This window comes from Mesorhizobium sp., assembly GCF_004962245.1.
GTDB lineage: Bacteria > Pseudomonadota > Alphaproteobacteria > Rhizobiales > Rhizobiaceae > Mesorhizobium.
On sequence record NZ_SUHQ01000004.1, the window covers coordinates 35,164 to 56,925 of the forward strand.

Genomic DNA, 21,762 nt, shown 5'->3' on the forward strand with positions numbered 1-21,762 from the left:
AGGTCGAATTTCACCGCCATTCGGCTGCATTCAAACGGGGTGACCGCGAGAACACAGTCACAACGATATACGAAATCTTCGCATGGGAAGGCGTGGATGACGGAACCGATCGAGTTCAAACGGATTGGCGAGGGCAACCTGCGTGCCCAAGTCTATCAGCAGGTCCGCCTCACCATACAGCGCGGCGAACTGGCGCCTGGCCAGAAGCTCGTCGATGTCGATATCGCCGCCCAGCTTGGCATTTCCAGAATGCCTGTCCGCGACGCGTTGATGCAACTGGTGCATGAAGGCTATCTCGTCGGTACGACGCGGGGCTTCACACTGCCCACGCTGACCGCGACGGATATCTCCAACATCTTCGAAGTCCGCCGCCTGCTCGAACCGCGGGCCGCCGCGCATGCCGCACGCACGCTTGACGCCGCTGGCCTCAAGACGCTGGAGGCCGCGCGTCAGGAGGCAGAAGCCGCAGCCGCCACCGGCGATGCCGACCTCTTTTTCCAGGCCAATTCGGCATTCAGGAATTGTTGGCTCGGCGCTGTCGAGAACGACCGCCTTTCACAAACGATTGCCCGGTTCGCCGATCACGTGCTCGTCGTCCGGTTGAAGACGCTGTCGCACCAGCCGACGCAGGCCGTCATCGTGGCCGGCATGCGCGCCCTCTACGAGGCGTTCGTCAAGCGCGACGCCGTCGCGGCCTACGACCGGATGACCCACTTCATTCAGAACGCCGAGGAGCGTTTCATGAAGCTGAGCCCACCGTCGCAACAGGCCAACGATGAAGCTGTGAGCATCCGGCGGCAGGGGAAATCATGATCAGAAAGCAGCATCCGCTGAAAGGTCCGAACAGGTTCAAGCTCGGCGTCTTCTCGATGAATGCCGATGGCGGCCTGGCAATGACCACCGTTCCCGAGCGCTGGCGCGCCCGCTGGGAAGACAACCTCAACTCTGCCTGCATCGCCGATCGCGCCGGCCTGGAGTTTCTGCTGCCGATCGCGCGCTGGCGTGGTTTCGGCGGTTTGACGCATGTGCGCGAGTGGTCGTTCGAGACTTTCACCTGGGCGGCGGGTCTTGCCGTCGCCACGCAGAACATCGGTCTGTTCATGACGGTGCACGTGCCGCTGGTTCATCCACTGCAGGCTGCAAAGGCGCTGGCGACGGTCGACCACATCTCCAACGGGCGTGCCGGCTTGAACATTGTCTGCGGCTGGAACCCGGACGAGTTCGCCATGTTCGGTCAGACGGTCGGCGATCGGACCTACGACCAGGCCGAAGAATGGATCGATATCATCGAGCGTGCCTACCAATCCAGGGAGCCGTTCGATTTTGGCGGCGAGTTCTATGATCTGAAGGGGGTCGTCAGCCGCCCGCCAAGCCTGCAGGCGCCGCGCCCGGTGACCATGAACGCCGCTTTCGGCGCGCCGGGGCGCAACTATGCGGCGCGCCACTGCGACTACCTGTTCTCGACTTTTTCCGAAATTGCCGATGGCCGCGCGCATGTGGTCGACATCACCAACCGCGCCGCTGAAGTCGGACGCGAAGTCGGCGTCTACACTGTCTGCCACGTCGTCTGCCGGGAAACCCAGCAGGAAGCCGAGGACTACTACCGGCACTATGCGCTTGAATGCGCGGACGAGGGCGCCGTCGACGAGCATATGCGCAAGAAGAAGGAGTTTGCCAATTCGCATGACGCGAAAGCCTTCACCGAATACCGGCAAAGGTTCGCCGGCGGTGCTGGAACGTTCCCGCTCATCGGCACGCCGGAAAAGATCGTCGACGACCTCACGAAGATCATGGACCAGGGGTATTCTGGCGCTGCCCTCACATTCGTCAACTACACCTACGAATTACCCTTCTTCTGTGATCGCGTGCTGCCGCTGATGCGCCAGGCCGGGCTTCGAATAAATTGATGCCGGCGGCTGCCAGTCCGACGACTTGGGTGCAGGGGCACGACGCCATCAATCCGCGCGCCTTCAAGCAGGCGATGCGGGCCGTGGCGGGGTCGGTCGCCATCCTCGCGTCGGAGCACGGCGAGATGGGCTTTTGCGGCATCACGGCGACGGCCGTCTGCTCGTTCAGCGCCGAGCCGCCTTCGCTTCTGGCCTGCGTCAACCGCAGCAGCACCTTCGGCTTGGCCATTCGCGAAGGCTTGCCCTTTTCCGTCAATCTTCCTGCCGGCGACCAGGAGAATGTTGCGCGTGCCTTTGGCGGCATGACCAAAGCCAAGGGCGTCGCGCGGTTCTCGTCCGGATCATGGGTGCGCGGCGAGACCGGCGCGCCCTTGCTTGTCGGCGCGCGGGCAACGTTCGAATGCCGGGTGGCCGAAATCATCGCGCGGGCATCGCACATGATCGTGATCGGCATCGTCTCGGGGGTCGCGCTGGATCGCGCTGACCGATCGCCGGTCTTCTACGCGCATGGGCGGTTCCTGACAGTGGGAGATGATGCCAACTAAAACTGCCGTTCACATAGCGGCGCAGCGGCGCAATTTCAGATCGGGCCGATCCATAGGCCCTAACCCTAGGCGAAGTGATCTATCAGAGGGAGTACGGCAATGCGCATTTGGAAATCCCTTGTTCTGGCTGCACTCATGTCGGGTTTAGCGGGTATCGCCACGGCCGAGGAGGTTGTCCTCAACGCCGTGCATTTTACACCGACGCAGAACGGCTACGCACAGAGTTTCCTGAAGTTCGTTCAGAAGGTGAACGAAAAAGGCAAGGGCGTTGTTCAGATCAATGTGCGCGGCGGGCCGGAGGTCATTCCGCCGATTCAGCAGGGCGCGGCACTCAAGAGCGGCCTGATCGACCTGATCGACACACCGGCAGGTCAGTTCCTGGAGCTCGTTCCGGAAGGCGAGGTTTTCTCCGCCTCGACGAAGACGCCTTGGGAGGTTCGCGAGAATGGCGGCTGGGATTTCATCAGCGGAATTTTCGACAAGAAGGCCAACGCCCATCTGCTGGCGCATGTCGACGCGGGCTCGGGCTTCAACATCTTCACCGTCGACGAACCCAAGCTCGATGATGAAGGCAGCATCGAATGGAGCAGTCTGAAGATCCGCTCGTCGCCGCTCTACCGCGACTTCCTCGAAGCCCTGGGCGCAACCGTGATCGTGCAGGCGCCGGGAGACGTCTACACCTCGCTCGAGCGCGGCGTCGTCAATGCCAACGCCTATACCGTATTCGGCTATGCGTCCTTCGGCTGGGACAAGTTCACCAAATACCGCGTCGACCCGCAGTTCTTCAAAACCGATGTGCTGGTCTCGATCAACAAGGCGAAATGGGACACGCTGTCGCCCGAGGCGCAGAAGCTGCTTGCCGACACGGCCGTCGAATACGAGCGCGCGAGCTATGACGCCAACCTTGCCGAGTCCGAAAAGCAGGCACAGGCAATGATTGACGGCGGGCAGAAGGTGATCAGCTTGATCGGCGCCGGCCGCGACAAGTTCCTGGCGGCTGCCGCGCAGGCGAGCTGGGCCAGAATGACCAAACGCGATCCCGCCAACATCGAACAGCTGAAGAAATTCTTTCAGTAACCCGATGGGAGGGCGCTTCTGCGCGCTCCATCAAAGACGGGCATGAGGGTCGTCGAGAATGGACAACTTGTTTGCAGCGACTGCCAAGCTGAGCCTTGCGCTGGCTGCGGCGGCAAAGGTGGTGCTTGGCCTCATCATTGTCGCGGTGGTCGCCGATGTTTGCGTCCGCAATCTTGGCCTGAGACCGCTGGCCTGGGCGGTATCTGCGACGGAATATGGTCTGCTCTACGCGGCATTTCTGCCGATGCCCTGGCTGGTCCACAGCAAGGGCCATGTCTTCGTCGAGTTCCTGCGCAAGACGCTGCCGGTGCGGGCTCGGGCGGTCCTTGAAAAGCTGGTCTATCTCGCCTGCATTGGCGTCTGCCTTTACCTTGGCAGCGTCGCGCTCGCCTCCCTGATAAGCGCCGTGTCGGGCGGCGAATACGAGACGCGCAGCTTCGACATGCCGAAATGGCTGGTCTTTCTGCCCATCGCGCTCGCCTTCTACCTCTCGGCGCTGGAATGGCTCAGATACCTGTTCGGCCATGACACGCTGTACACGCTCGATCCTCTGGAAATGGAAGGGCTCTGACCGATGGCCTGGCTGTTTCCATTCGCCGTGCTTGTCGGCGCCATCCTTGTGTTGATGGGCCTTGGGTTGCCGGTCGCCTTCGCGTTCTTCGTCACCAATGTGATCGGGCTGTACCTGTTCTTCGGCGGTTCGATCGGCGTGACGCAGATGGTCGCCAACTTCTCCGACGCTGTCTCGACCTATGCGCTGGCCCCTCTGCCGATGTTTCTCGTCATGGGCAGCCTGTTCTTCCGCTCGGGCCTCGGCGAGAAAGTCATCTACGCGCTCGACCTGTGCATCGGCAACCTGCGGGGACGCCTCGCCTATGTCGTGCTCGCCGCCGGGACGATCTTTTCCGCCCTGTCAGGTTCGAGCCTCGCCAACACCGGCATGATGGGCTCGCTGATGGTGCCCGAGATGCTGAAGCGGGGCTACAAGCCGCACATGGCCTTCGGGCCGGTGCTTGGCGCCGGAAGCCTTGCCGTCATCATCCCGCCATCCTCGCTGGCGGTCTTGCTCGGCTCGCTGGCCCAGATCGACGTTGGCGCGCTGCTCATAGCAGGTGCTCTGCCTGGACTGCTTCTCGTTGTCATGTATGCGACCCTGATCTTCGCACAGACGAAGATCGACCCGGACGCTGCTCCGCACTATCCGGTGCCGGCCGTTCGTGCAGCCGAGAAGGTGAGGGCGGTTGCCGTCAACATCATTCCGATGAGCGTCATCGTGTTCATGGTGGTCGGCACGATCATCCTTGGAATAGCAACACCGACGGAGTCGGCGGGGCTCGGATGTGCCGCCGTCGTCGCGTTGCTGTTCGCCTACCGAAGATTCAGCTGGTCAGTCGTCTGGAAGTCGCTGGACGATGCGATGAAGGTCACGGGTATGACCTTCCTCATCATCTCGGCTTCGACAACGTTCTCGCAGATATTCGCCTTCTCCGGCGCGTCGAGCGGCTTTATCCAGTTCATCGTGGGCTACGATTTTGGACCGTACTCCATGCTGTTCCTGATGGTGCTCGTCATCCTGCTGCTCGGCATGTTCATGGATCAGGTCTCGATGATGCTGATCACGCTGCCGATCTTCCTGCCGATCGCCCAGCAATTCGGGTACGATCCAGTATGGTTCGGGCTGATCCTGCTGCTCGCCTACGAGGTCGGCTTCACCACGCCGCCGTTTGGTCTGCTGCTGTTCATCATGATCGGTGTTGCGCCAAAAGGCACGTCGCTCAAAACGGTTGCCATGTCTGCGGCGCCCTACATCGCGCTGACCCTCCTGCTGATCCTGCTGATTGTCCTCTTTCCGCAGATCGCCCTCTTCCTTCCGAACTTGATCTAGCCGAACCAGCGGGTGTCCACATGCGCTTTGCCTATCTCGCTTTCTTCCACGACGACCGCCAGCAAAACCTGGTCATCGCCGATGAAGACGTCGACGCTGTGCGGCGTGTGATCGCGACAACGCCAGGTCTTGCACTTGCAAACATCTACCTGCCCGAAGTGGCGACGGACATGTTCAACAAGGATGGCCCACCGCCGGTCTTTGGCTTCCAACTCTATTTCGACGAGCTGGCGGACATGGAGGCGGCGCTCGCGCCCTCCGGCCATCTGCAGGCATTTGCCGCACCGGGTGTGCTGTCGAGCATCGCCGGTTCGAGACCGACCCAACAGGCAATGTGCGTGCGTCCGTTTCCCGTCGATGACGGTGGCGTGAAGACGTCTGGGCTCCCCTGCAGCTATCTTGTCCACTACCCCGGACCGGCCGAGGACATGAACACCTGGCTCTACCACTATGTGACGCATCATCCGCAATTGATGCGGGGGTTCCCCGGCATTCGCCACATCGAGGTTCTGTCGCGGCTGGATTGGTGCGGCTCGCTGCCATGGCCGCGGGTCGACCATATGCAGCGCAACCGGGTCATGTTCGACAGTCCCGCGGCGTTGACGCACGCACTGCAATCGCCAGCGCGGCTGGAGATGCGCGCCGACTACAAGACCTTTCCGCCCTTTTCGGGCGGCAGCTTGCATTTCCCAATGTCGACGGAAGCCGTGCATCCCTTGCCGCAGGCCATCGCCAACTAGCGGAACAGTTCTCGCCGACACTGAAGAATCCCTGGAGATTTCATGTACGACTTGCGAAAAAAATGTCTCTCTCTCGATCGCCTGATCGGCACTTTCTGCGCCATCCCGCATCCAGTGGCGGTCGAAGTTGCGGCCGCAAGCGGGGTCGATTTCCTGTGCATCGACTGGGAGCATTCGCAGATTGGCCGCGAGCGGATCGAGGATCTGGTCCGTGCCGCCGACGTCCACAGGGTTCCTGCGATGGTGCGTGTGCCGGGCCACACGCCGGAGTGGATTGCGGCCGCGCTCGACGCCGGCGCGTCAGGCGTCCTGGTGCCGCGCATCTCGACGGCCGAGCAAGCGCGCATGACGGTCATGGCCTGCCGTTATCCGCCTGTCGGCGCACGCGGCGTCGGTCCAGGCCGTGCCGCCGGCTATGGCTACAGGATTCCGGACTATCTCAAGTCGGCCAACGAGGCCCTGGCGGTCGCGATCCAGGTCGAGACGGCCGAGGGCCTCGCCAACATTGACGACATTGTCCAGGTCGACGGCGTCGACGTGATCTTCATTGGTCCCGGCGACCTGTCGGTCTCGATCGACGCCATGGGGCCAGCCGGCCAGGACAAGCTCAATGCCGCGATTATCAGGATCGCGGCTGCGGCGCGCGCGGCCCGCAAGACCGTCGGCATCTTTCGCCCTTCGGCGGAGGATGTCGGCAAATGGTCGAAGCACGGTATCAGCTTCTACATGCTGGCCAGCGACACGATGTTTCTCGGCGCCGGCCTTGCCGCCGGTACCGCCTCCGCGCGTAGCGCCTGATAGCAAGAGTCTGGCATGAAGATAATCAAGACCGACGGCGTGTTGTCAGTCGAGGAAGAGCAGCTGCGCTACCTCGACGGCTTGAACGCCGAGTTTGTCGAAAAGACACTCCTCACGGAGGACGCCCTGATCGAACAGTGCCGTGACGCTGATGCATTGATGATACTGCGGGAGCCGATCACGGCTCGCGTGCTGGCGGAACTGAAGAACCTCAAGGTCATCGGGCGGTTCGGCGTAGGCCTCGACTCGATCGATATCGAGGCCGCCAGCCGTGCCGGCGTTCAGGTAACCTATGTGCCGGACGCCAATCTGGTGGAGGTGAGCACGCATGCCATGGCCCTGATCCTGGCCCTGACGCGCAGGCTGAAACAGTTCGACAGCGCAGTCCGCGCAGGGCGCTGGGCGGCAATGGCCGATGGTGCCGGCATCACGCGCCCGGACAGGCAGAGTCTCGGCCTGATCGGCTTCGGCCAGATCGGACGCCTGACTGCCGAGCGGGCGCGGGTCTTCGGCTACCATGTCATCGCGTACGACCCGCACATGCCGGCACAGCGCATTACGGCCGGTGGTGCTGAACCGGTCGGTTTCGATGAGCTGCTTGCCAGGGCCGACATCGTCTCACTCCACGTTCCCGCGACACCGGAAACCAGAAACATCATGTCGGCCGAAGCCCTGTCGCGCATGAAGGAAGGGGCGATCCTTATCAACGTGTCCCGTGGCGGCCTGGTCGACGAGGTCGCATTGGCGGATCTGATCCGGCGCCGCCATCTGGCGGGCGCCGGCATCGACACATTCGAGCAGGAGCCGCCTTCGCCCGACAATCCGCTGCTGGCGCTGGACACCGTCCTGGTCAGTCCACACGCGGCGCACTACTCGACCCAATCTTACGCCGAGGTTCGCAACAAGGTGTTTTCCGATGTCGCATCGGTCCTGCGCGGCGGCAAGCCGGTATATCCGGTCAACCGGATATGACTGCTCGCGGCTGCAAGTAGCTCAGCCCCGCTTCGGCTTGTCGCGGCGCTCGACGATATAGATGTGGTCGGCCACCAGGACCACATCGCCATGCTGGTTGATCACCTCGCAGCGCTCGATGACCCGGCCCGAACCCGGCCGCTTCGGGTCGTCTTCCTTGGCCGAGATGGTCGTGCGGGTCTTGATCGTATCGCCGATGAACACCGGCTTGATGAAGCGCAACCTGTCGTAGCCATAGGAAAAGGCGAGCGGATTGACGACGCTTGCCGTCAGTCCAACACCGACCGAGAAGACCAGCGTACCGTGGGCGATGCGCTGGCCGAACGGCGTCGTCTTCATGAACTCGGCGTCCATGTGGTGGGGAAAGAAATCGCCTGTATGGCCGGCATGAACGACGAAGTCGGTCTCGGTGATGGTGCGTCCGCTGGTCGTGCGCGACGAGCCGATCTGGTAGTCTTCAAAGTAGACCGCCTGCTCCATGTCAGGGCCTCGTCGCGATCGGTGTTGCCGGCCCCGCGCTCGATTGGTAGGCGGCCTCGACAAGCGCCATGGTGTTCCAGCCGTCCTCGACGGAACTGACAAGTTCGGCGTCCTCACCGCAAGCGTAGCGCTGGACATTGGCCATGCGGCCAACAAAGGCGTCCGGAAACCATTCGCCGACGAGCGGCACCGTAACCCAGTCGGAGCCACCCTTCGGATGGATTTCGAGAATATCAGGCTCGCCGCGCGGATAGTCGAGATTGAGCCCGAGTTTGAGGTAGGCGGCGCCCTCGGTGCCGCAGATGCGGAACTCGCAAGCCTGGTGCCTGCGGCCAAATTTATGGTCGTGATTGATCGACAGCGCACAGCGCACGGTATCGCCGTAGTCGAGGATCGCGCTGGTGCGCGTTTGCGCGACCTTGTGGCCGGGATGGCCGAGCGTCTTGGCGTGAATGCCATGCGGATCGCCAAGCAATTGCCGGATCAGGTCGAGATAATGGATCGAATGCATGGCGATCTCGACACGCGGCGCCTTCAGCAGAAACTCCCAGAGCTGCCAAGGCGTCGCCAGCGCCAGCCATGCGTCGAAATCGACCACGTCGCCCAGCCAACCCTTGGCGATCGCATCCTTCAGCGCCAGCATCATCGGCGCGAAGCGGAGCTGGAAATTCACAGCGGCCTTCAGGTTTTTGGAGCGGCAGATTTCGAGAATTTCGGTGGCCTCGCCGAGGTCGCTGCCCATCGGCTTCTGGATCAGCGCCACAGCATTGTCGGGCAACGCCCTGAGCACCCCGGCATGATGGGCCGGCGGCGTCGCCAGATCGAAGACGGCCTCCTTGATTGACGCGGCTTCCTCGACCGACCGGTAAGCGGTGACACCCCATTTTGCCGCCAGTCTTTCCGCCTTGGCATGGTCGGGATCGAAAAGCCCGGCGACCGGAAAGCCGGCTGTCCCATAGGCGGGGAAATGCGCATCGCCGACGATCGACCCGGCGCCGAAAATCACGATCGGCTTGGGCTTTGACGGCTGCGCCCAGCCTTGAGAGAGCGAGGCGGGATCGAAAACGCCATCAGTCATGATGGAAGACTTCGTCCATCGTCGCCCACCACTCACCCTCCTTGCGGGTCGGGAGCGGCTCCTGGCAAGGCATGCAGAGCGCCCACCATTCCTGCGTCTTGGGATCGGCCGCCATCTTCGCCATGTCGGCGGCATAGTCGGTGCCGTGGTACTCGAAAGTGCTGAACAAAAGGTGCTCCGGCTCCTTGAGATAGATCGAATAGTTCTTGATGTTGCAGGCGGAAATCATGGCAAGCACATCAGGCCAGACGGCAGCGTGAAGCCGCACATATTCAGCGACCTTTTCCGGCTTGAGGCCGAGCACCATTCCCATCCGCTGCATGTTCCTGCTCCCTATTTTGTTATCGACGTGGTGAATTCCGCGATGCTCTTCGCCTTGACGGCATCCCAATCCCAGTCGACGCCGATGCCGGGCTCGTCCGGCGCCAAAGCGTGCCCGTCCTCGATGCGCATTTTCTTGCCGGTCAGATCGTCAAGCTGGGGAATATACTCGACATATCGGCCGTTCTGAATGGCGCAGGTCAGGCTGACATGCAGTTCCATCAGGAAATGCGGGCAGACCGGGATGTCGAACGCCTCGGCCGCATGCGCCACCTTCAGCCAGGGCGTGATGCCGCCGATGCGGCCGACATCGACCTGCACGATCGAGCAGCCGCCTTTTTGCATATACTCGCGGAAATGCCGGATCGAATAGAGCGACTCGCCGATGGCGATCGGCGTCGACGTCGCATTCGACAGGCGCACATGGCCGTCAATGTCGTCGGCCGGCAGCGGTTCCTCGATCCAGGCGAGGTCGAGCTCGCGCAGTCGCTCCGCCCGGCGGATCGCCTCGTCGACCGAAAAGCCCTGGTTGCAGTCGGTCATGATCTCGTAGGACGAGCCGACCGCCTGGCGCACCGCCGTCAGCCGGGCGAGATCCTCGGAGCCGTGCGGCTTGCCGATTTTGACCTTCGAGCCGCGAAAACCTTTGGCCTTGGCGGCCAGCGCATCCTCGACCAGCGCCTCGGTCTCGATATGCAGCCAGCCGCCTTCGGTCGTGTAAAGCGGGCAGCGGTCCTTGGCGCCGCCGGCCAGCTTCCACAGCGGCAGGCTTTGCTTCTTCGCCCGCAGATCCCAAAGTGCGGTATCGATGGCCGCCAGCGCGATTGCCGTGATCGCGCCGATCGTCGTGGCGTGGGTGGCGAATTCGAGCTCGTGCCAGATAGCCTCGATCATCTCGGCGTCGCGGCCGATCAGCCGCGGTGCAAGATGGTCGGCCAACAGCCGCATCACTGAGGAGCCGCCGGTGCCGATCGTGTAGCTGTAGCCGGTGCCGACCGCGCCGTCGGCGTCGGTGATGGTGACGATCGGCGTTTCCTGCGACACGAAACTCTGGATCGCATCGGTGCGCTTGACCTTCGGCACCAGGTCGACCATGCGCAGTTCGACGTTCTCAATCTTTGCCATGACGCTAACCTCGCAATGTCTTGCCTGTTTCAGCAGAAAACAAATGGGCCTGCGACAAGTCCAGGCTCATCTTAACCCGATCACCTGGCCTGAGCGGCTTTGGATTGAGCATACGCGATACCCAGTCGCTACCGTTGAATTCGGCGAACACCAGAGTCTCGTTACCGAGCGGTTCGGTGACGGTCACCGGCAAGTCCATCTGGTGGACATCGGCGTCTTCGCCGGAACTGATGCCGTGTCCCGTCGGGTAGATATCGTCGGGCCTGAGACCGAAGACGACCTTGTCGCCGGTCCCGACACTGGCCTTGAACTGGCTGGGCAGGGGCAGCCTCTCGCCGCTGGCGAACAGCAGCTGTCCGTCATCGACGGCCGCCTCGTGCAGATTCATCGGCGGCGAGCCGATAAAGCCCGCAACGAAGCGCGTCTGCGGCCGGCGGAAAACCTCGTCGGGTGTGCCGACCTGCTCGATGAATCCGTCGCGCATGATGACGATGCGGTCGGCGAGCGTCATCGCCTCGACCTGGTCATGGGTGACGTAGATCACCGTCGACTGGACCTTGGCGTGCAGCTTCTTGATCTCGGTGCGCATCTGCGTCCGAAGCTTGGCGTCGAGATTGGAAAGCGGCTCGTCGAACAGGAAGACATCGGGATCGCGCACGATGGCGCGGCCCATGGCGACACGCTGGCGCTGTCCGCCCGACAGCTGCGACGGCCGGCGGTCGAGCAACTGGTCGAGGCCGAGAATGCCCGATGCCTCGGCGACGCGGCGATCCATTTCTTCTTTTGCGGCACCAGCGATCTTTAGCGAGAAGCCGAGGTTTTCGCGCACCGTCATATGCGGGTAGAGCGCGTAGGACTGGAACACCATAGAGATGTTGCGCGAGCGCGGCGGCAGGTCGTTGACCTTGCGGCCGCCGATCTCGATGAGCCCGTCGCTGACGTCCTCGAGTCCGGCGATCATGCGCAAGGTCGTCGACTTGCCGCAGCCGGACGGCCCGACCAGCGCGATGAACTCGCGGTCGGCGACCTCGAGGTCGATGCCGTGCACGACGGCCACCGGGCCGTAGCTTTTGGTGAGTTTCTTGAGGGATACGGTTGCCATGTCAGCCTTTCACCGCGCCGGAGGTCAGGCCGCCGACGAGATGTTTCTGGACGATGAAGGTAAGCGTGAGCGCCGGTATGATCATGACCACGGCCAGTGCGCACATGCCGCGCCAGTCGATGGTGAATTCGGCCGTATAGTCGAGCAGGCCCACCGGCAGCGTCTTGGAGTTGATCGAGCGCGTCAGCTGCGAGGCCAGCGCGAACTCGTTCCACGAGGTGAGGAAGGCAAAGATGCCGGCCGAGGCGATGCCGGGCCCGGCGAGCGGGAACTCGACCTGCCAGAAGGCCTGCCAGCGCGTGCAGCCGTCGATTTGCGCCGCTTCGGCGAGATCCTTCGGCACCTGGCGGAAAAAACCGTCGATCAGCCAGATGGTGAACGGCACATTGAGCGCGACATAGACCAGGATCAGCCCGAAATGCGTGTCGATGATGCCGAGCCGCGCAAAGACGAAGAACAGCGGCAGCGACAGCGCGATGCCGGGCACGGTGCGCGTCAGCATCAGGCCGAGGAACATCGCCGACTTGGCGCGGAAGCGATAGCGGGCAAAGGCATAGCCACCGGCCATGCCGATGACGATGGCGATCACCGTCGAGGTCACCGAGATGATCAGCGAATTGCGGAAATAGTCGAACACCGGAATGCCGCCCTTGCCGACGCCGCTGAACATGGCGACGTAGGCGTCGAGCGAGAGTTCCCGCGGAATCCACACCGGTGGCTTGGCCATGATCTCGACGGTCGGCCGCAGCGACGACAGCACGATCCAGATGCCGGGCAGGCAGATGACCAGCATGGCCAGGAACAATCCAACGCCGTGAGCGATGCCGAGCGCCTTGTTGCGGGCGCGATGCAGGCTGTTCTGGTCCATCCTCACCACTCCGCAGCGATCTGCGTGCGCGCCGCGGCGAGCTTGCGATAGAAATAGACGGTGAACAGGATGGACAGCAGGATTGAGAAATAGGCCATGGCGTTGGCCAGGCCCATCCTGGCGTCGCTGTAGGCGGTGCGCGCGACGAGCGTCCAGACGAGCTCGGTGCGGCCGGCGGGGCCGCCGTCGGTCATGATCTTGACGATGTCATAGGCGCGCGCCACGTCGAGCGAGCGGATGGTCATGGCGATGAAGGCAAACGGCATGATGAACGGCCAGGTGACATAGCGGAATGTCTGCCACGGCGTGCAGCCGTCGACGCGCGCCGCCTCGACCGGCTCGCGCGGCATGGCCAGCAACCCGGCGAGGATCAGGATCGCGAACACCGAGGTCGACGACCAGATTTCGGCGGTGAGGATGGCGATGAAGGCGAGATTGCCGTCGATCAGCCATGGGATGGCGCGGTCGGTCAGGCCGAGCGCCTGCAAGGCGTTGTTCACCAGGCCGATATTGTCGTTGAACATGAATTTGAACTGGAAGCCGACGAGGATCGGCGAAAACATCATCGGGAACATCATGATGGTGCGCAGCACCCGCTGTCCGCGCGAGGCCTTCTCCACCAGCAGCGCCAGCCCAAGCCCGATCACCATTTCGAGGTTGAGCGCCACCGTCAGCAGCACCACGGTGCGGGCGAAGGCGATCCAGAAATCCCCGTTGGTCAGGAGGTTGACGTAGTTGCGCGCGCCGATGAAGACCCAGAGTGTCTCAGGCTTGGTCAACCGGAACGGCGTGAAGCTGGAATAGAGCGAAAGCAGCAGCGGCATGACCACCACCGCCGCCAGCACGATGACCGCCGGCAGCAGAAGCAGCAATGGCGGCGAGGGTCTCCAGCCTTTCATATCGATCCGGTTCTGGTTGGTGCCCGGATGCCGAAGGCCGCGATCGGCGAACGGTGATCAAGACAAGGCGTATTGCGCATGGGTCAGTCTGGAAACGGTTCGGGGACGCCGCTCTTCGGTAAGCGCGGCGCCCCCGTGGGAGAATGTCAAAGCTTGCCGGCGTCCTCGAGGATCTGGGTGGCCTTGGCGGCAGCATCGTCCAGCGCCTGCTTGGAGGTCTTGTCGCCGAGGATGGCGGCCTGCAATTCGGGATAGACGGCGTTGGAAATTTCGATCCATTCGGGCGTCTGCGGCACGGCGAAAGCGTGCTTTGCCTCTTCCTGGAAAGCCGCAAGCACTTCCGCCTTGTAAGGATCGCCGGCCGCCTGCTGGATGTCCCAGTCCCACACCGCCGTGCGGGTCGGCAGCGGTCCTCCTGCGGCTTCAAGCTTCTGGCTGTCCTCGTTGGTCAGGAACCAGACCAGGGACGCGGCTGCTTCCTTGCTGGCGCAGTTTTCGGTGACTGAAAACCCATGATGTCCCGACCAGCCGGTGCGAATACCGGCCGAGCCCTTCGGCGCCACCTTGACCCCGACATTGCCGGCGACCTTCGACGACTTCGGATCGTTGAAGAACCCTGCCCAGCCCGGCCAGTCGAGGTTGATGGCGACGGTGCCCGAGGCAAAACCCTGGCCGAGATCGTCCCAGAGATAGTTGGTCGTGCCGGCCGGCACCGCCTTGGCCTTGTAGAGATTGACGAACCAGTCGAGCGCGTGCACGCCGGCCTCCGAGTTGAAGGCGGGCTTGCCGTCCTTGTCGAGATACTCGCCGCCGTCGGCAATGAGCATCTCGTAGAAGCGGCCGTTGATCGCCTCTTCCTTGCCGGCGAACTGTGTGCCGTAGAAATCCGGCGGGCTGGCGAAGAATTCCGCCTGCTGCGCGACCTCGTCCCAGGTGTCGGGCGGCACCAGCTCCGTGCCGTACTTGGCCTTGTAGGCGGCCTTCTTGGCTTCGTCCTGGTAGAGGCTCTTCTGGTAGTAGAGCGCCGAGACGTCGAACTGAGCGCGCGGCAGCATCACCAGCTTTTCGTCGAGTGTCGAGGCCTTGATCGTCGACGGCACGAAGGCGTCGATCTCTTCCTTGGGCAGCAGCGCGTTGAGATCGGTGTAGATATCAGGATATTGCGGCGCGAAGGACGAGTGGTTCGAGCCGACGCACCAGTTGATGCTGCCGGACGCGATGTCCGACTTGATTTCCTTGTCGAGCTCGAAGTGGTTCTTCTTCGAGATCACGTTGACCTTGGCGCCGGTCAGTTTTTCCCATTCACCGATGCGCGCGTAGAGCCCTTCATATTGCTGGCCGCCGATCAGCTTGGCGTCGATGGTGACGCCGTCGAACTTGCCTGGCAGTTCGGCAGCAAAAGCAGCGCCCGCACCAAGTGCAAGCAGCGCCACGCCGGCCGACAAGCCGTAAAACAGGCTGGTCATTTGATTCCTCCCAAAGGCCTGCGTCGGCGAACTCGTATCGATCCGACTTGCAGCGCTTCATTCATATACAAACAAAACATTTACGCAGCCGTCAAGCTGAAAGTTCTTTCCGGATGCGGATCATTGTGCGTATATAAAAGCATAAATTCACTGGGGAGTGACTATGGCGGAGGACGACGACGATGACCGTTATCGCGCCCCGGCGCTGGACAAGGGGCTCGATATCCTCGAGCTTCTGGCCGGCGTCGATGGCGGCCTGACGCAGGCGGAAATCGCCAAGAAACTCGACCGCAGCCCCAACGAATTCTACCGCATGCTGGACCGGCTGGTGCGGCGCGGCTACGTCACGCGGCCGGACGGCGACCGTTATTCGCTGACGCTCAAGCTGTTTGGCCTGGCGCAACTGCACGCGCCGGTGCGACGGCTGGTTTCCTATGCGACGCCGCTGATGCGCGAGCTTGCCGAAACCTCGCAGCAGGCAAACCAGCTTGTCGTCTTCGACCGCGGCTCCGCGGTGGTGATCGCGCAGCAGGAGGCCCCCGACTACTGGGGCATCTCGATTCGCGTCGGCTCGCATATCAGCCTGTTCGACACCGGATCCGGGCATGTGCTGCTGGCTTTCCGCTCGCCGGAAGAGCGGCAGATGATGATCTCCGAGCATCTGCGCAGCACCGACAAGCCGCCTCAATCGCCGGAATTCTTTGCCCGCCTCGACCAGATCCGCGATCGCGGCTATGAGATGATGGCGTCCATGCAGACCGCCGGGGTGTTCAACCTGTCGACCCCGGTGCTGGGATCGGACGGCAAGGCGATCGCCGCACTGTCGATCCCGTATATAACCCTAGTCAACGCACCCAAGGCGCCCGATATCACCAGGACAATCGAACTGTTGCAGGCAGCGACCGAAAAGCTCTCGCAACTGGCGGGATCGGCGGTCAGGCAGTCGAAGTAATTCTTATTTGAATGAAGAATTTCTCCGTGAGATGATTTCGAAACGCCGAAGGAGGAGCGCGCCGTCATGATCTTCGATACCCATCTGCACCTGATCGACCTTTCGGCGTTGCGCTATCCCTGGCTCTCCGGCGTGCCGGCGCTCAACCGCGATTTTTCCCACGACGACTATGCCATCCAGGCCCGGCGCGCTGGCATAGAGGGCGCGTTGCACATGGAGGTCGATGTCGATCCGGCCGACATCGAGGCCGAAACCGGCCATGTGAAGGCGCTGTCGCAGCAGAAGGACAGTTTGCTGCGCGGGGCAATCGCCTCTTGCCGTCCGGAAGAGCCGAGCTTTGCCGCCTATCTGGAGGCGCAGCGCGCCGATTCTTTCGTAAAAGGGTTTCGGCGTGTGCTCCACGTCATGCCGGACGAGCTTTCGGAAGGCGCGCTGTTCCGCGAAAGCATCAAGCGACTTGCCGGCACCGGCCTGACCTTCGATCTCGTCGTTCTGCCGCATCAGATTCCCAAGGCCATCGCACTCGCCGATCTCGCACCTGACGTGCAGTTCGTGCTCGACCATTGCGGCGTGCCCGACATCAAGGGCAGCGACCAGCATCCCTGGCGTGAGCATATGGCGGAGATCGCGCGGCGTCCGAACGTCACGGCCAAGGTATCCGGCGTGGTCGCCTATGCGGATGCCGGTTCCTGGACCGTCGAGACCCTGCGCCCCTATGTCGAACACACGATCAACTATTTCGGTTGGGACCGTGTCGTTTGGGGCAGCGACTGGCCGGTCTGCACACTTGGCGGCGGGCTGGCGACCTGGGTGGCGGCCACGCATACGCTGCTTGGCGGCGCAAGCGCCGACGAACGGGAAAAACTGCTGTCCGGCAACGCGAAGCGGCTGTGGAGCTTGTAAGCCGGCTCAGATTGTCGCCGAGACGTGCCGCTCTCGGCCGTAGAGCGACACCAGCAGCACGATGACTAGGCCAAGTGCCGCCTGCACGGTCGAAGGCCGAAAGCCGAGGCCGATCAGCAGCGTGTTGATCTCCGTCAGCACCAGCACGCCGGCGATGGTGCCGAAATAATTGCCGCGGCCGCCGACAAGGGCAGCACCCCCAACCACCACTGCCGCGATCGTCTGGAACAGATAGGGCTGGCCGACATCGCCATAGGCCGAGCCCGTGAAGCCAAGCAGCAGCACGCCGGCGGCAGCGGCGAAGAAGGCGCTTGCAGCATAGGTCACCATCCACATGCGGACCGGATCGATCAGTGCCAGCGGGGCGGCACCTGGGTTGCTGCCGAGCGCATAGAGGCGGCGGCCATAGGGCGTGCGCGCCAGCACCAGCGCCACCAGCAAGGTCAGCACCGCAACGCACGGTACCAGCGCCGGCACCGGCAGCGGTCCGACGGAACCGCCGATCGAGACGAAGGCGGAAACCGCCTGCGGCGCCGATCCGGATGGAAAGCCGCCGGTCCACAACAGGACGGCGCCCTGCACGATCATGCCGCCGCCGAGCGTGACGATCAGCGGGTGGATGTCGAGCCCGCGCGAGATCAGGCCGTTCAGCGCCCCGATCAGCATAGCGAGTACGCCGACGATCACGCAGACCAGACCGAAGTTCCAGCCGCCGCCGTAGAGTTGCGCCGCGACGACATTGGCGAAGCCGATGATGAAGGGGATCGACAGGTCGATACCGCCCAGGATGACGACGAGAGTCTGGCCGATCGATGCCACGGCCAGCAGCGAAGCGATGACCAGCAGCGCACGGATGGCGAACGGCGCGGAATACCCCGGAATCAGCAGCGTGCCGACGATCTGCAAGCCGGCAGCGACGGCAAAGGCGCCGGCGACGCGGGCATTGGTGGACTGAAACCAGGTCTGGTGCATGCTTCTCAGCCTTTCCGTCCCGAGAGCCGTTCCTGCAGTGCCGTCATGATGACGGCGACAACCAGAATGACGCCATACGCGATCTGCAGCACATAGGTGGAGACGTTGAAGGCGGTCAGCACGCTCTGCAGCAGGAAGATGTCGATGGCGCCGATCGCGGCCCCGGCGAGCCCGCCGCGTCCGCCGGCAAGGCTGACGCCACCGAGCGCAACCGCGGCGATGGCGATCAGCGTGTAGGTCGGTCCGATGTTGGGATCGGCCGAACCGATCAGCGCGGTCAGCATCAGGCCCGCGCAGGCGGCGAGTATGCCGGTCATGACATAGGCGATGAAACGGACTTTCGTCACCGGAACGCCGGCCGTGTAAGCGGCGCGGTCGTCGCTGCCCACCGCCATCAGCTGGTCGTAGTAAGGCGTCTGCCGCACCAGCCACCAGAACAGGAAGATCAGCGCCAGCGGCACCGCCGACCAGGGTCCGGCCATCGCTTTCAGCCAGCCCGGCGCCGGACCGATCGGCGCCGGCAGGATGGTCAGCGTCATGCCGGTCAGGATCAGATAGGTGCCGAGTGTCGCGACGATCGGCTGGATGCGAACGATGGTCGCCAGAAAGCCGTTGGCGGCGCCGACGATCGCGCCGATCAAAAGTGCTGCCGGCACGATGACCAGCGGCGAAGACATGCCGAGCTTGAGAAACAGCAGCTGGATCACGATCGCATTGACGAAGCCCATCAGCGGCCCGACGGAAATGTCGATGCCGCCGCGCCCGGCGAGGATGACTGGGGCCGAGGCGAGCGCTGCGCCGATCAGTGGTGCGGCGAGCCCGATCAGCGCGCCCCAGGCGGACGGATGGAAGCGTGTCGGATTGAGCAGCAGATTGACCGCGATCAGGATGACCAGCAGCACGGTCGCAAAACCCGCGCCGCGCCATCGCTGCGCCATGCGCCGGAACCCGCTCATGCCGCGCGTCCGAACATGGCGGCGATCACCGTATCGCTTTTCATGTCTTCGCCCGTGATTTCAGCCGCCACCTGCTGTTCGCGAAACACCAGCACGCGGTGGCAAAGCAGGAGGATCTCCTCGATCTCGCTCGACAGGATGACCAGGGCCATACCGTCCGCCGCCAGCTCCCGGAACACGTCGTAGAGAACATGGCGCGTTGCCACGTCGACACCGCGCGTCGGGTCGTTGAGCAGCAGGACCGCCGGCTCCAGCGCCAGGGCCCTGGCCAGCAGCACCTTCTGCTGGTTGCCGCCGGACAGCGTGGTGATCGAGGCATCCGGCCGTGGTGCGACGATGGAGAGTTTTTCACGGTAAGCCTTATAGCGCCGGCGCCGCGCGGCGAAGCTGAGCAGGCCGAAACGCCTGTCGCGCGACAGTGTTGATACGGCAAAATTGTCGAGCACCGATTGGGTCGGAAAGATGCCGGTGGCGCGCCGGTCACGCGGCAAATAGGCGATGCCGCTGGCGACCGCCTTGCGGAAGCTGGTGACCGCGCGCGCTCCGGTTGGCGCGTCGATGGTCACGCCACCGCCGGCCGGCTGTTCCAGCCCGGCCAGCACTTTCAGGAACCGCTCCTGTCCGTGGCCGTCGAGACCGGCAAGGCCGACGATCTCGCCCGGCGCAATCGTCTGTGTCACGGGGCTTGCGCCCGGTGCGACCATCAGGCCGCGCACCGAAAGGGTGGCACGATCAGCCATGCGCCAGCTCCGCCGCCGTGCGTGGCGCCATCGCCTTGAGAAGTTCGGATGCGGTAGAGGTGCCGCGTTCCCCGGTCGTCACCACGCTGCCGCCGCGCAGGACGGAAATTCGGTCTGAAAGCGCCATCACCTCGTCCATGCGATGGGTGATGAACAGGATCAGGCAGCCTTCCGAAGCAAGCTTGCGCATCATCGCGAAAACCGCCTCCCTGTCGGCGAAGTCGAGCGCTGCCGTCACCTCGTCGAGAATGAGAATGCGCGGATCGCGGATAACGGCGCGGGCGAGCACGACCAGCTGCTGAACGGCCAGCGGCAATTGCCCGGCCGGCTGGTCGAGCGGGATCTCGGTCACCGCGAACCGTTTCAGCACCGCCTGCGCACGCTGCCGCCGCTCGGTGCGCGGTATGGTGCGCGTCAGCAAGCCGTCGAGGCCGAGCAGGATGTTGTCCGTCACCGAGCGGTCAGGCGCGATCAGCACCTCCTGAAACACGGTGGCGAAACCGGCGGCCTGGAACGCCGCCGGACCGAAGCCGGCAAAGGGCGACCCATTGAGCAGGATCGTGCCGCTATCCGGCTGCACAATGCCGGACAGCAACTTGACCAGGGTACTCTTGCCCGAACCGTTCTCGCCCAGGATGGTGTGGATCGTGCCGGCGCGGAACGCGATGGAGGCATTCGCCAGCGCAACCGTTTCGCCGTAGCGTTTCGAGACACCCTGGACGTCCAGCATGAGAGATTCCTGATAGGGAAAGCCGGCACCGCCCGCGCGGCGCCGGCTTCTACGAACTTACTTGGCGCAGGCGTCCGGCACCTTCGAATAATCCCAGCCCTTGGTCGACGCCGGATTGGCGAAATAGGCGTCGAGCCATTCTTCCGGCATCGGATCCTGCGGCGGAACCGGGAAGATCGAGACGGCGTCTGGCGTCATGCAGTCCTTGTACCATGCGCCAAGGTCGGCGTTGTGGACCGGCGGAATCGGGATCAGTAGCGTGTTGAGCCTCGGCTTCTGCCCATCGAGCATGCGCGCGCCGACGCGAAACAGCGTCTCGGCCGTCCAGTGCGGCAGCACCGCATGGCCTTCGAAACGATATTTGTCCGGATTGGCCTTCCAGTAGCCGAGCGCGTCGCCGGTGATCGAGCCGGTGATCAGCGGGGCAGGGCGCCCGGCCTCGGCAAAGGCCTCGGCGACGACGCGGCTTTCGCTGCCCGTCGTCCACACCGCATCGATCGGCGCCGGATTGGTGGCGATCGCCTGCAGCACCGCCGTCTTGGTGACGTTCGCCGTCCAGTTGCCGTTGACGCCGCGCGAGACCGTCAGCTTCGGGTTCTCGGCCAGCGCCTTGTCGGCGCCCTCGCGCTCCTGCACGACGATCGGGTGACCGGCGATGCCTTCGACCAGAAGCACGCTGCCGCCGTCCGGCATCGCCTTGCTGATCGCCGTCATCATGTCGTAGCCCCAGCGGGCATAGTTGGAATCGACGTTGATGGCATTCGGGCTGGTCACGGAGCCGGCGGCGGTGATGAAGGGGATGCCAGCCTTGGCGGCGGCATCGATGGCGTCGTCCAGCGCCGTTGCCGAGCCAGGGATCGAGGTGATGATCGAGCACTTCTTGTCGATGAAGGCACGGATCTGATTGATCTGCTGGCTCGCATCGTTGTTGGAGTCCGACACTTCGAAGCTCGCCACCGTGCCGTCGGCGATCAGCCCGTCGACCAGCCGCTTCAGCTCCTTGGTGACGGTGACGCGCCACGGATTGCCCTGGTAGGATTCCGAGTGGCACCATTTCCACGGCTTCGCCGGCGGCGTGAAATTGTCCCAGGCCGATGGCAGGATTTTCTGCGGCGCGCCGTCATATTGCGCCTTCAGTTCGGTCGGCAGTCCGGCGATCACGCCCGAGGGATCTTGGGCGCAGGCAATTGTCGTGATCGATGCAAGGGCGATCGCGGCCATAAGTCCGCGGATCAGGCTGTTCATT

Annotated in this window: 24 protein-coding genes; 11 read left to right on the forward strand and 13 right to left on the reverse strand. The window is 63.3% G+C overall.

Annotation, left to right across the window (positions count from 1 at the left end; all coding sequences use genetic code 11):
• The first annotated feature begins 96 nt into the window (after positions 1 to 96).
• From E5X88_RS05500 to E5X88_RS05540, 9 genes are all read left to right on the forward strand, one after another.
• A complete protein-coding gene (locus tag E5X88_RS05500; RefSeq protein ID WP_292159051.1) occupies positions 97 to 813 on the forward strand; it encodes a GntR family transcriptional regulator in 717 nt (238 codons plus the stop codon).
• Entirely contained in the window at positions 813 to 1,907 is a 1,095-nt protein-coding gene (locus E5X88_RS05505; protein ID WP_292159469.1) for an LLM class flavin-dependent oxidoreductase, read from the forward strand. Before E5X88_RS05500 ends, E5X88_RS05505 begins: the two co-directional genes overlap by 1 nt.
• Positions 1,907 to 2,452: a flavin reductase family protein gene (locus tag E5X88_RS05510; protein WP_292159053.1), complete on the forward strand. Its 546-nt coding sequence runs from the start codon at positions 1,907 to 1,909 to the stop codon at positions 2,450 to 2,452. Before E5X88_RS05505 ends, E5X88_RS05510 begins: the two co-directional genes overlap by 1 nt.
• A gap of 99 nt (positions 2,453 to 2,551) precedes the next feature.
• Positions 2,552 to 3,529, forward strand: a complete 978-nt coding sequence (dctP, locus tag E5X88_RS05515; protein ID WP_292159055.1) for a TRAP transporter substrate-binding protein DctP — start codon at positions 2,552 to 2,554, stop codon at positions 3,527 to 3,529.
• Between the two features lie 58 nt (positions 3,530 to 3,587).
• Positions 3,588 to 4,100, forward strand: coding sequence for a TRAP transporter small permease (locus E5X88_RS05520; RefSeq protein WP_292159057.1), 513 nt, complete (start codon positions 3,588 to 3,590; stop codon positions 4,098 to 4,100).
• A 3-nt stretch (positions 4,101 to 4,103) separates the two neighbouring features.
• Positions 4,104 to 5,414 carry a TRAP transporter large permease subunit gene (locus E5X88_RS05525; protein ID WP_292159059.1) on the forward strand — a complete coding sequence of 437 codons (1,311 nt, stop codon included), beginning with the start codon at positions 4,104 to 4,106 and terminating at the stop codon, positions 5,412 to 5,414.
• A gap of 20 nt (positions 5,415 to 5,434) precedes the next feature.
• Positions 5,435 to 6,154, forward strand: a complete 720-nt coding sequence (locus E5X88_RS05530; protein ID WP_292159061.1) for a hypothetical protein — start codon at positions 5,435 to 5,437, stop codon at positions 6,152 to 6,154.
• A 42-nt stretch (positions 6,155 to 6,196) separates the two neighbouring features.
• On the forward strand, positions 6,197 to 6,952 hold the full coding sequence (locus E5X88_RS05535) for an aldolase/citrate lyase family protein (RefSeq protein WP_292159063.1): 756 nt from the start codon (positions 6,197 to 6,199) through the stop codon (positions 6,950 to 6,952).
• A 15-nt stretch (positions 6,953 to 6,967) separates the two neighbouring features.
• Positions 6,968 to 7,924 (forward strand): C-terminal binding protein, encoded by a 957-nt coding sequence (locus tag E5X88_RS05540; RefSeq protein WP_292159065.1) that lies wholly within the window; start codon positions 6,968 to 6,970, stop codon positions 7,922 to 7,924.
• A gap of 21 nt (positions 7,925 to 7,945) precedes the next feature.
• Here the strand turns inward: E5X88_RS05540 and E5X88_RS05545 are convergent, their stop codons facing one another.
• The 8 genes from E5X88_RS05545 to E5X88_RS05580 all read right to left on the reverse strand — a co-directional run bounded on the left by E5X88_RS05545 (position 7,946) and on the right by E5X88_RS05580 (position 15,263).
• Positions 7,946 to 8,404 carry a MaoC/PaaZ C-terminal domain-containing protein gene (locus E5X88_RS05545; protein WP_292159067.1) on the reverse strand — a complete coding sequence of 153 codons (459 nt, stop codon included), beginning with the start codon at positions 8,402 to 8,404 and terminating at the stop codon, positions 7,946 to 7,948.
• Between the two features lies 1 nt (position 8,405).
• Positions 8,406 to 9,482: a Gfo/Idh/MocA family oxidoreductase gene (locus E5X88_RS05550; RefSeq protein WP_292159068.1), complete on the reverse strand. Its 1,077-nt coding sequence runs from the start codon at positions 9,480 to 9,482 to the stop codon at positions 8,406 to 8,408.
• Positions 9,475 to 9,804, reverse strand: a complete 330-nt coding sequence (locus E5X88_RS05555; RefSeq protein WP_292159070.1) for an L-rhamnose mutarotase — start codon at positions 9,802 to 9,804, stop codon at positions 9,475 to 9,477. The genes E5X88_RS05550 and E5X88_RS05555 overlap by 8 nt, the downstream gene beginning before the upstream one ends.
• Before the next feature lie 11 nt (positions 9,805 to 9,815).
• Positions 9,816 to 10,928 (reverse strand): mandelate racemase/muconate lactonizing enzyme family protein, encoded by a 1,113-nt coding sequence (locus E5X88_RS05560; protein ID WP_292159072.1) that lies wholly within the window; start codon positions 10,926 to 10,928, stop codon positions 9,816 to 9,818.
• A 4-nt stretch (positions 10,929 to 10,932) separates the two neighbouring features.
• Complete coding sequence (gene ugpC, locus E5X88_RS05565; protein ID WP_292159074.1) at positions 10,933 to 12,030, reverse strand: sn-glycerol-3-phosphate ABC transporter ATP-binding protein UgpC; 1,098 nt, start codon at positions 12,028 to 12,030, stop codon at positions 10,933 to 10,935.
• Position 12,031: 1 nt separating this feature from the next.
• A complete protein-coding gene (locus tag E5X88_RS05570) occupies positions 12,032 to 12,898 on the reverse strand; it encodes a carbohydrate ABC transporter permease (RefSeq protein ID WP_292159076.1) in 867 nt (288 codons plus the stop codon).
• Positions 12,899 to 12,900: 2 nt separating this feature from the next.
• A complete protein-coding gene (locus E5X88_RS05575) occupies positions 12,901 to 13,797 on the reverse strand; it encodes a carbohydrate ABC transporter permease (protein WP_292159078.1) in 897 nt (298 codons plus the stop codon).
• A gap of 146 nt (positions 13,798 to 13,943) precedes the next feature.
• Positions 13,944 to 15,263, reverse strand: coding sequence for a sugar ABC transporter substrate-binding protein (locus E5X88_RS05580; protein WP_292159080.1), 1,320 nt, complete (start codon positions 15,261 to 15,263; stop codon positions 13,944 to 13,946).
• A 163-nt stretch (positions 15,264 to 15,426) separates the two neighbouring features.
• On the opposite strand from E5X88_RS05580, the gene E5X88_RS05585 reads away from it, so the two are divergent.
• A complete protein-coding gene (locus E5X88_RS05585) occupies positions 15,427 to 16,215 on the forward strand; it encodes an IclR family transcriptional regulator (RefSeq protein WP_292159082.1) in 789 nt (262 codons plus the stop codon).
• 66 nt (positions 16,216 to 16,281) lie between these two features.
• Positions 16,282 to 17,118, forward strand: coding sequence for an amidohydrolase (locus E5X88_RS05590; RefSeq protein WP_292159084.1), 837 nt, complete (start codon positions 16,282 to 16,284; stop codon positions 17,116 to 17,118).
• Positions 17,119 to 17,124: 6 nt separating this feature from the next.
• Here the strand turns inward: E5X88_RS05590 and E5X88_RS05595 are convergent, their stop codons facing one another.
• Genes E5X88_RS05595 through E5X88_RS05615 form a run of 5 tightly spaced genes read right to left on the reverse strand, consistent with a single transcriptional unit; the run spans position 17,125 to position 21,761 of the window.
• A complete protein-coding gene (locus tag E5X88_RS05595) occupies positions 17,125 to 18,090 on the reverse strand; it encodes an ABC transporter permease (protein ID WP_292159086.1) in 966 nt (321 codons plus the stop codon).
• A 5-nt stretch (positions 18,091 to 18,095) separates the two neighbouring features.
• Positions 18,096 to 19,046 carry an ABC transporter permease gene (locus tag E5X88_RS05600; protein WP_292159088.1) on the reverse strand — a complete coding sequence of 317 codons (951 nt, stop codon included), beginning with the start codon at positions 19,044 to 19,046 and terminating at the stop codon, positions 18,096 to 18,098.
• Entirely contained in the window at positions 19,043 to 19,786 is a 744-nt protein-coding gene (locus E5X88_RS05605) for an ATP-binding cassette domain-containing protein (RefSeq protein ID WP_292159091.1), read from the reverse strand. Before E5X88_RS05605 ends, E5X88_RS05600 begins: the two co-directional genes overlap by 4 nt.
• Positions 19,779 to 20,516 carry an ATP-binding cassette domain-containing protein gene (locus E5X88_RS05610; RefSeq protein ID WP_292159093.1) on the reverse strand — a complete coding sequence of 246 codons (738 nt, stop codon included), beginning with the start codon at positions 20,514 to 20,516 and terminating at the stop codon, positions 19,779 to 19,781. The genes E5X88_RS05605 and E5X88_RS05610 overlap by 8 nt, the downstream gene beginning before the upstream one ends.
• A gap of 57 nt (positions 20,517 to 20,573) precedes the next feature.
• A complete protein-coding gene (locus tag E5X88_RS05615) occupies positions 20,574 to 21,761 on the reverse strand; it encodes an ABC transporter substrate-binding protein (RefSeq protein WP_292159095.1) in 1,188 nt (395 codons plus the stop codon).
• Position 21,762 lies beyond the last annotated feature (1 nt).

Excerpts from the sequence above, each read along its gene's own strand:
- E5X88_RS05500 (WP_292159051.1), top strand. The coding sequence starts at position 97 with ATGACGGAACCGATCGAGTTCAAACGGATTGGCGAGGGCAACCTGCGT.
- E5X88_RS05510 (WP_292159053.1), top strand. The coding sequence starts at position 1,907 with ATGCCGGCGGCTGCCAGTCCGACGACTTGGGTGCAGGGGCACGACGCC.
- dctP (WP_292159055.1), top strand. The coding sequence starts at position 2,552 with ATGCGCATTTGGAAATCCCTTGTTCTGGCTGCACTCATGTCGGGTTTA.
- E5X88_RS05520 (WP_292159057.1), top strand. The coding sequence starts at position 3,588 with ATGGACAACTTGTTTGCAGCGACTGCCAAGCTGAGCCTTGCGCTGGCT.
- E5X88_RS05525 (WP_292159059.1), top strand. The coding sequence starts at position 4,104 with ATGGCCTGGCTGTTTCCATTCGCCGTGCTTGTCGGCGCCATCCTTGTG.
- E5X88_RS05530 (WP_292159061.1), top strand. The coding sequence starts at position 5,435 with ATGCGCTTTGCCTATCTCGCTTTCTTCCACGACGACCGCCAGCAAAAC.
- E5X88_RS05535 (WP_292159063.1), top strand. The coding sequence starts at position 6,197 with ATGTACGACTTGCGAAAAAAATGTCTCTCTCTCGATCGCCTGATCGGC.
- E5X88_RS05540 (WP_292159065.1), top strand. The coding sequence starts at position 6,968 with ATGAAGATAATCAAGACCGACGGCGTGTTGTCAGTCGAGGAAGAGCAG.
- E5X88_RS05545 (WP_292159067.1), bottom strand. The coding sequence starts at position 8,404 with ATGGAGCAGGCGGTCTACTTTGAAGACTACCAGATCGGCTCGTCGCGC.
- E5X88_RS05550 (WP_292159068.1), bottom strand. The coding sequence starts at position 9,482 with ATGACTGATGGCGTTTTCGATCCCGCCTCGCTCTCTCAAGGCTGGGCG.
- E5X88_RS05555 (WP_292159070.1), bottom strand. The coding sequence starts at position 9,804 with ATGCAGCGGATGGGAATGGTGCTCGGCCTCAAGCCGGAAAAGGTCGCT.
- E5X88_RS05560 (WP_292159072.1), bottom strand. The coding sequence starts at position 10,928 with ATGGCAAAGATTGAGAACGTCGAACTGCGCATGGTCGACCTGGTGCCG.
- ugpC (WP_292159074.1), bottom strand. The coding sequence starts at position 12,030 with ATGGCAACCGTATCCCTCAAGAAACTCACCAAAAGCTACGGCCCGGTG.
- E5X88_RS05570 (WP_292159076.1), bottom strand. The coding sequence starts at position 12,898 with ATGGACCAGAACAGCCTGCATCGCGCCCGCAACAAGGCGCTCGGCATC.
- E5X88_RS05575 (WP_292159078.1), bottom strand. The coding sequence starts at position 13,797 with ATGAAAGGCTGGAGACCCTCGCCGCCATTGCTGCTTCTGCTGCCGGCG.
- E5X88_RS05580 (WP_292159080.1), bottom strand. The coding sequence starts at position 15,263 with ATGACCAGCCTGTTTTACGGCTTGTCGGCCGGCGTGGCGCTGCTTGCA.
- E5X88_RS05585 (WP_292159082.1), top strand. The coding sequence starts at position 15,427 with ATGGCGGAGGACGACGACGATGACCGTTATCGCGCCCCGGCGCTGGAC.
- E5X88_RS05590 (WP_292159084.1), top strand. The coding sequence starts at position 16,282 with ATGATCTTCGATACCCATCTGCACCTGATCGACCTTTCGGCGTTGCGC.
- E5X88_RS05595 (WP_292159086.1), bottom strand. The coding sequence starts at position 18,090 with ATGCACCAGACCTGGTTTCAGTCCACCAATGCCCGCGTCGCCGGCGCC.
- E5X88_RS05600 (WP_292159088.1), bottom strand. The coding sequence starts at position 19,046 with ATGAGCGGGTTCCGGCGCATGGCGCAGCGATGGCGCGGCGCGGGTTTT.
- E5X88_RS05605 (WP_292159091.1), bottom strand. The coding sequence starts at position 19,786 with ATGGCTGATCGTGCCACCCTTTCGGTGCGCGGCCTGATGGTCGCACCG.
- E5X88_RS05610 (WP_292159093.1), bottom strand. The coding sequence starts at position 20,516 with ATGCTGGACGTCCAGGGTGTCTCGAAACGCTACGGCGAAACGGTTGCG.
- E5X88_RS05615 (WP_292159095.1), bottom strand. The coding sequence starts at position 21,761 with ATGAACAGCCTGATCCGCGGACTTATGGCCGCGATCGCCCTTGCATCG.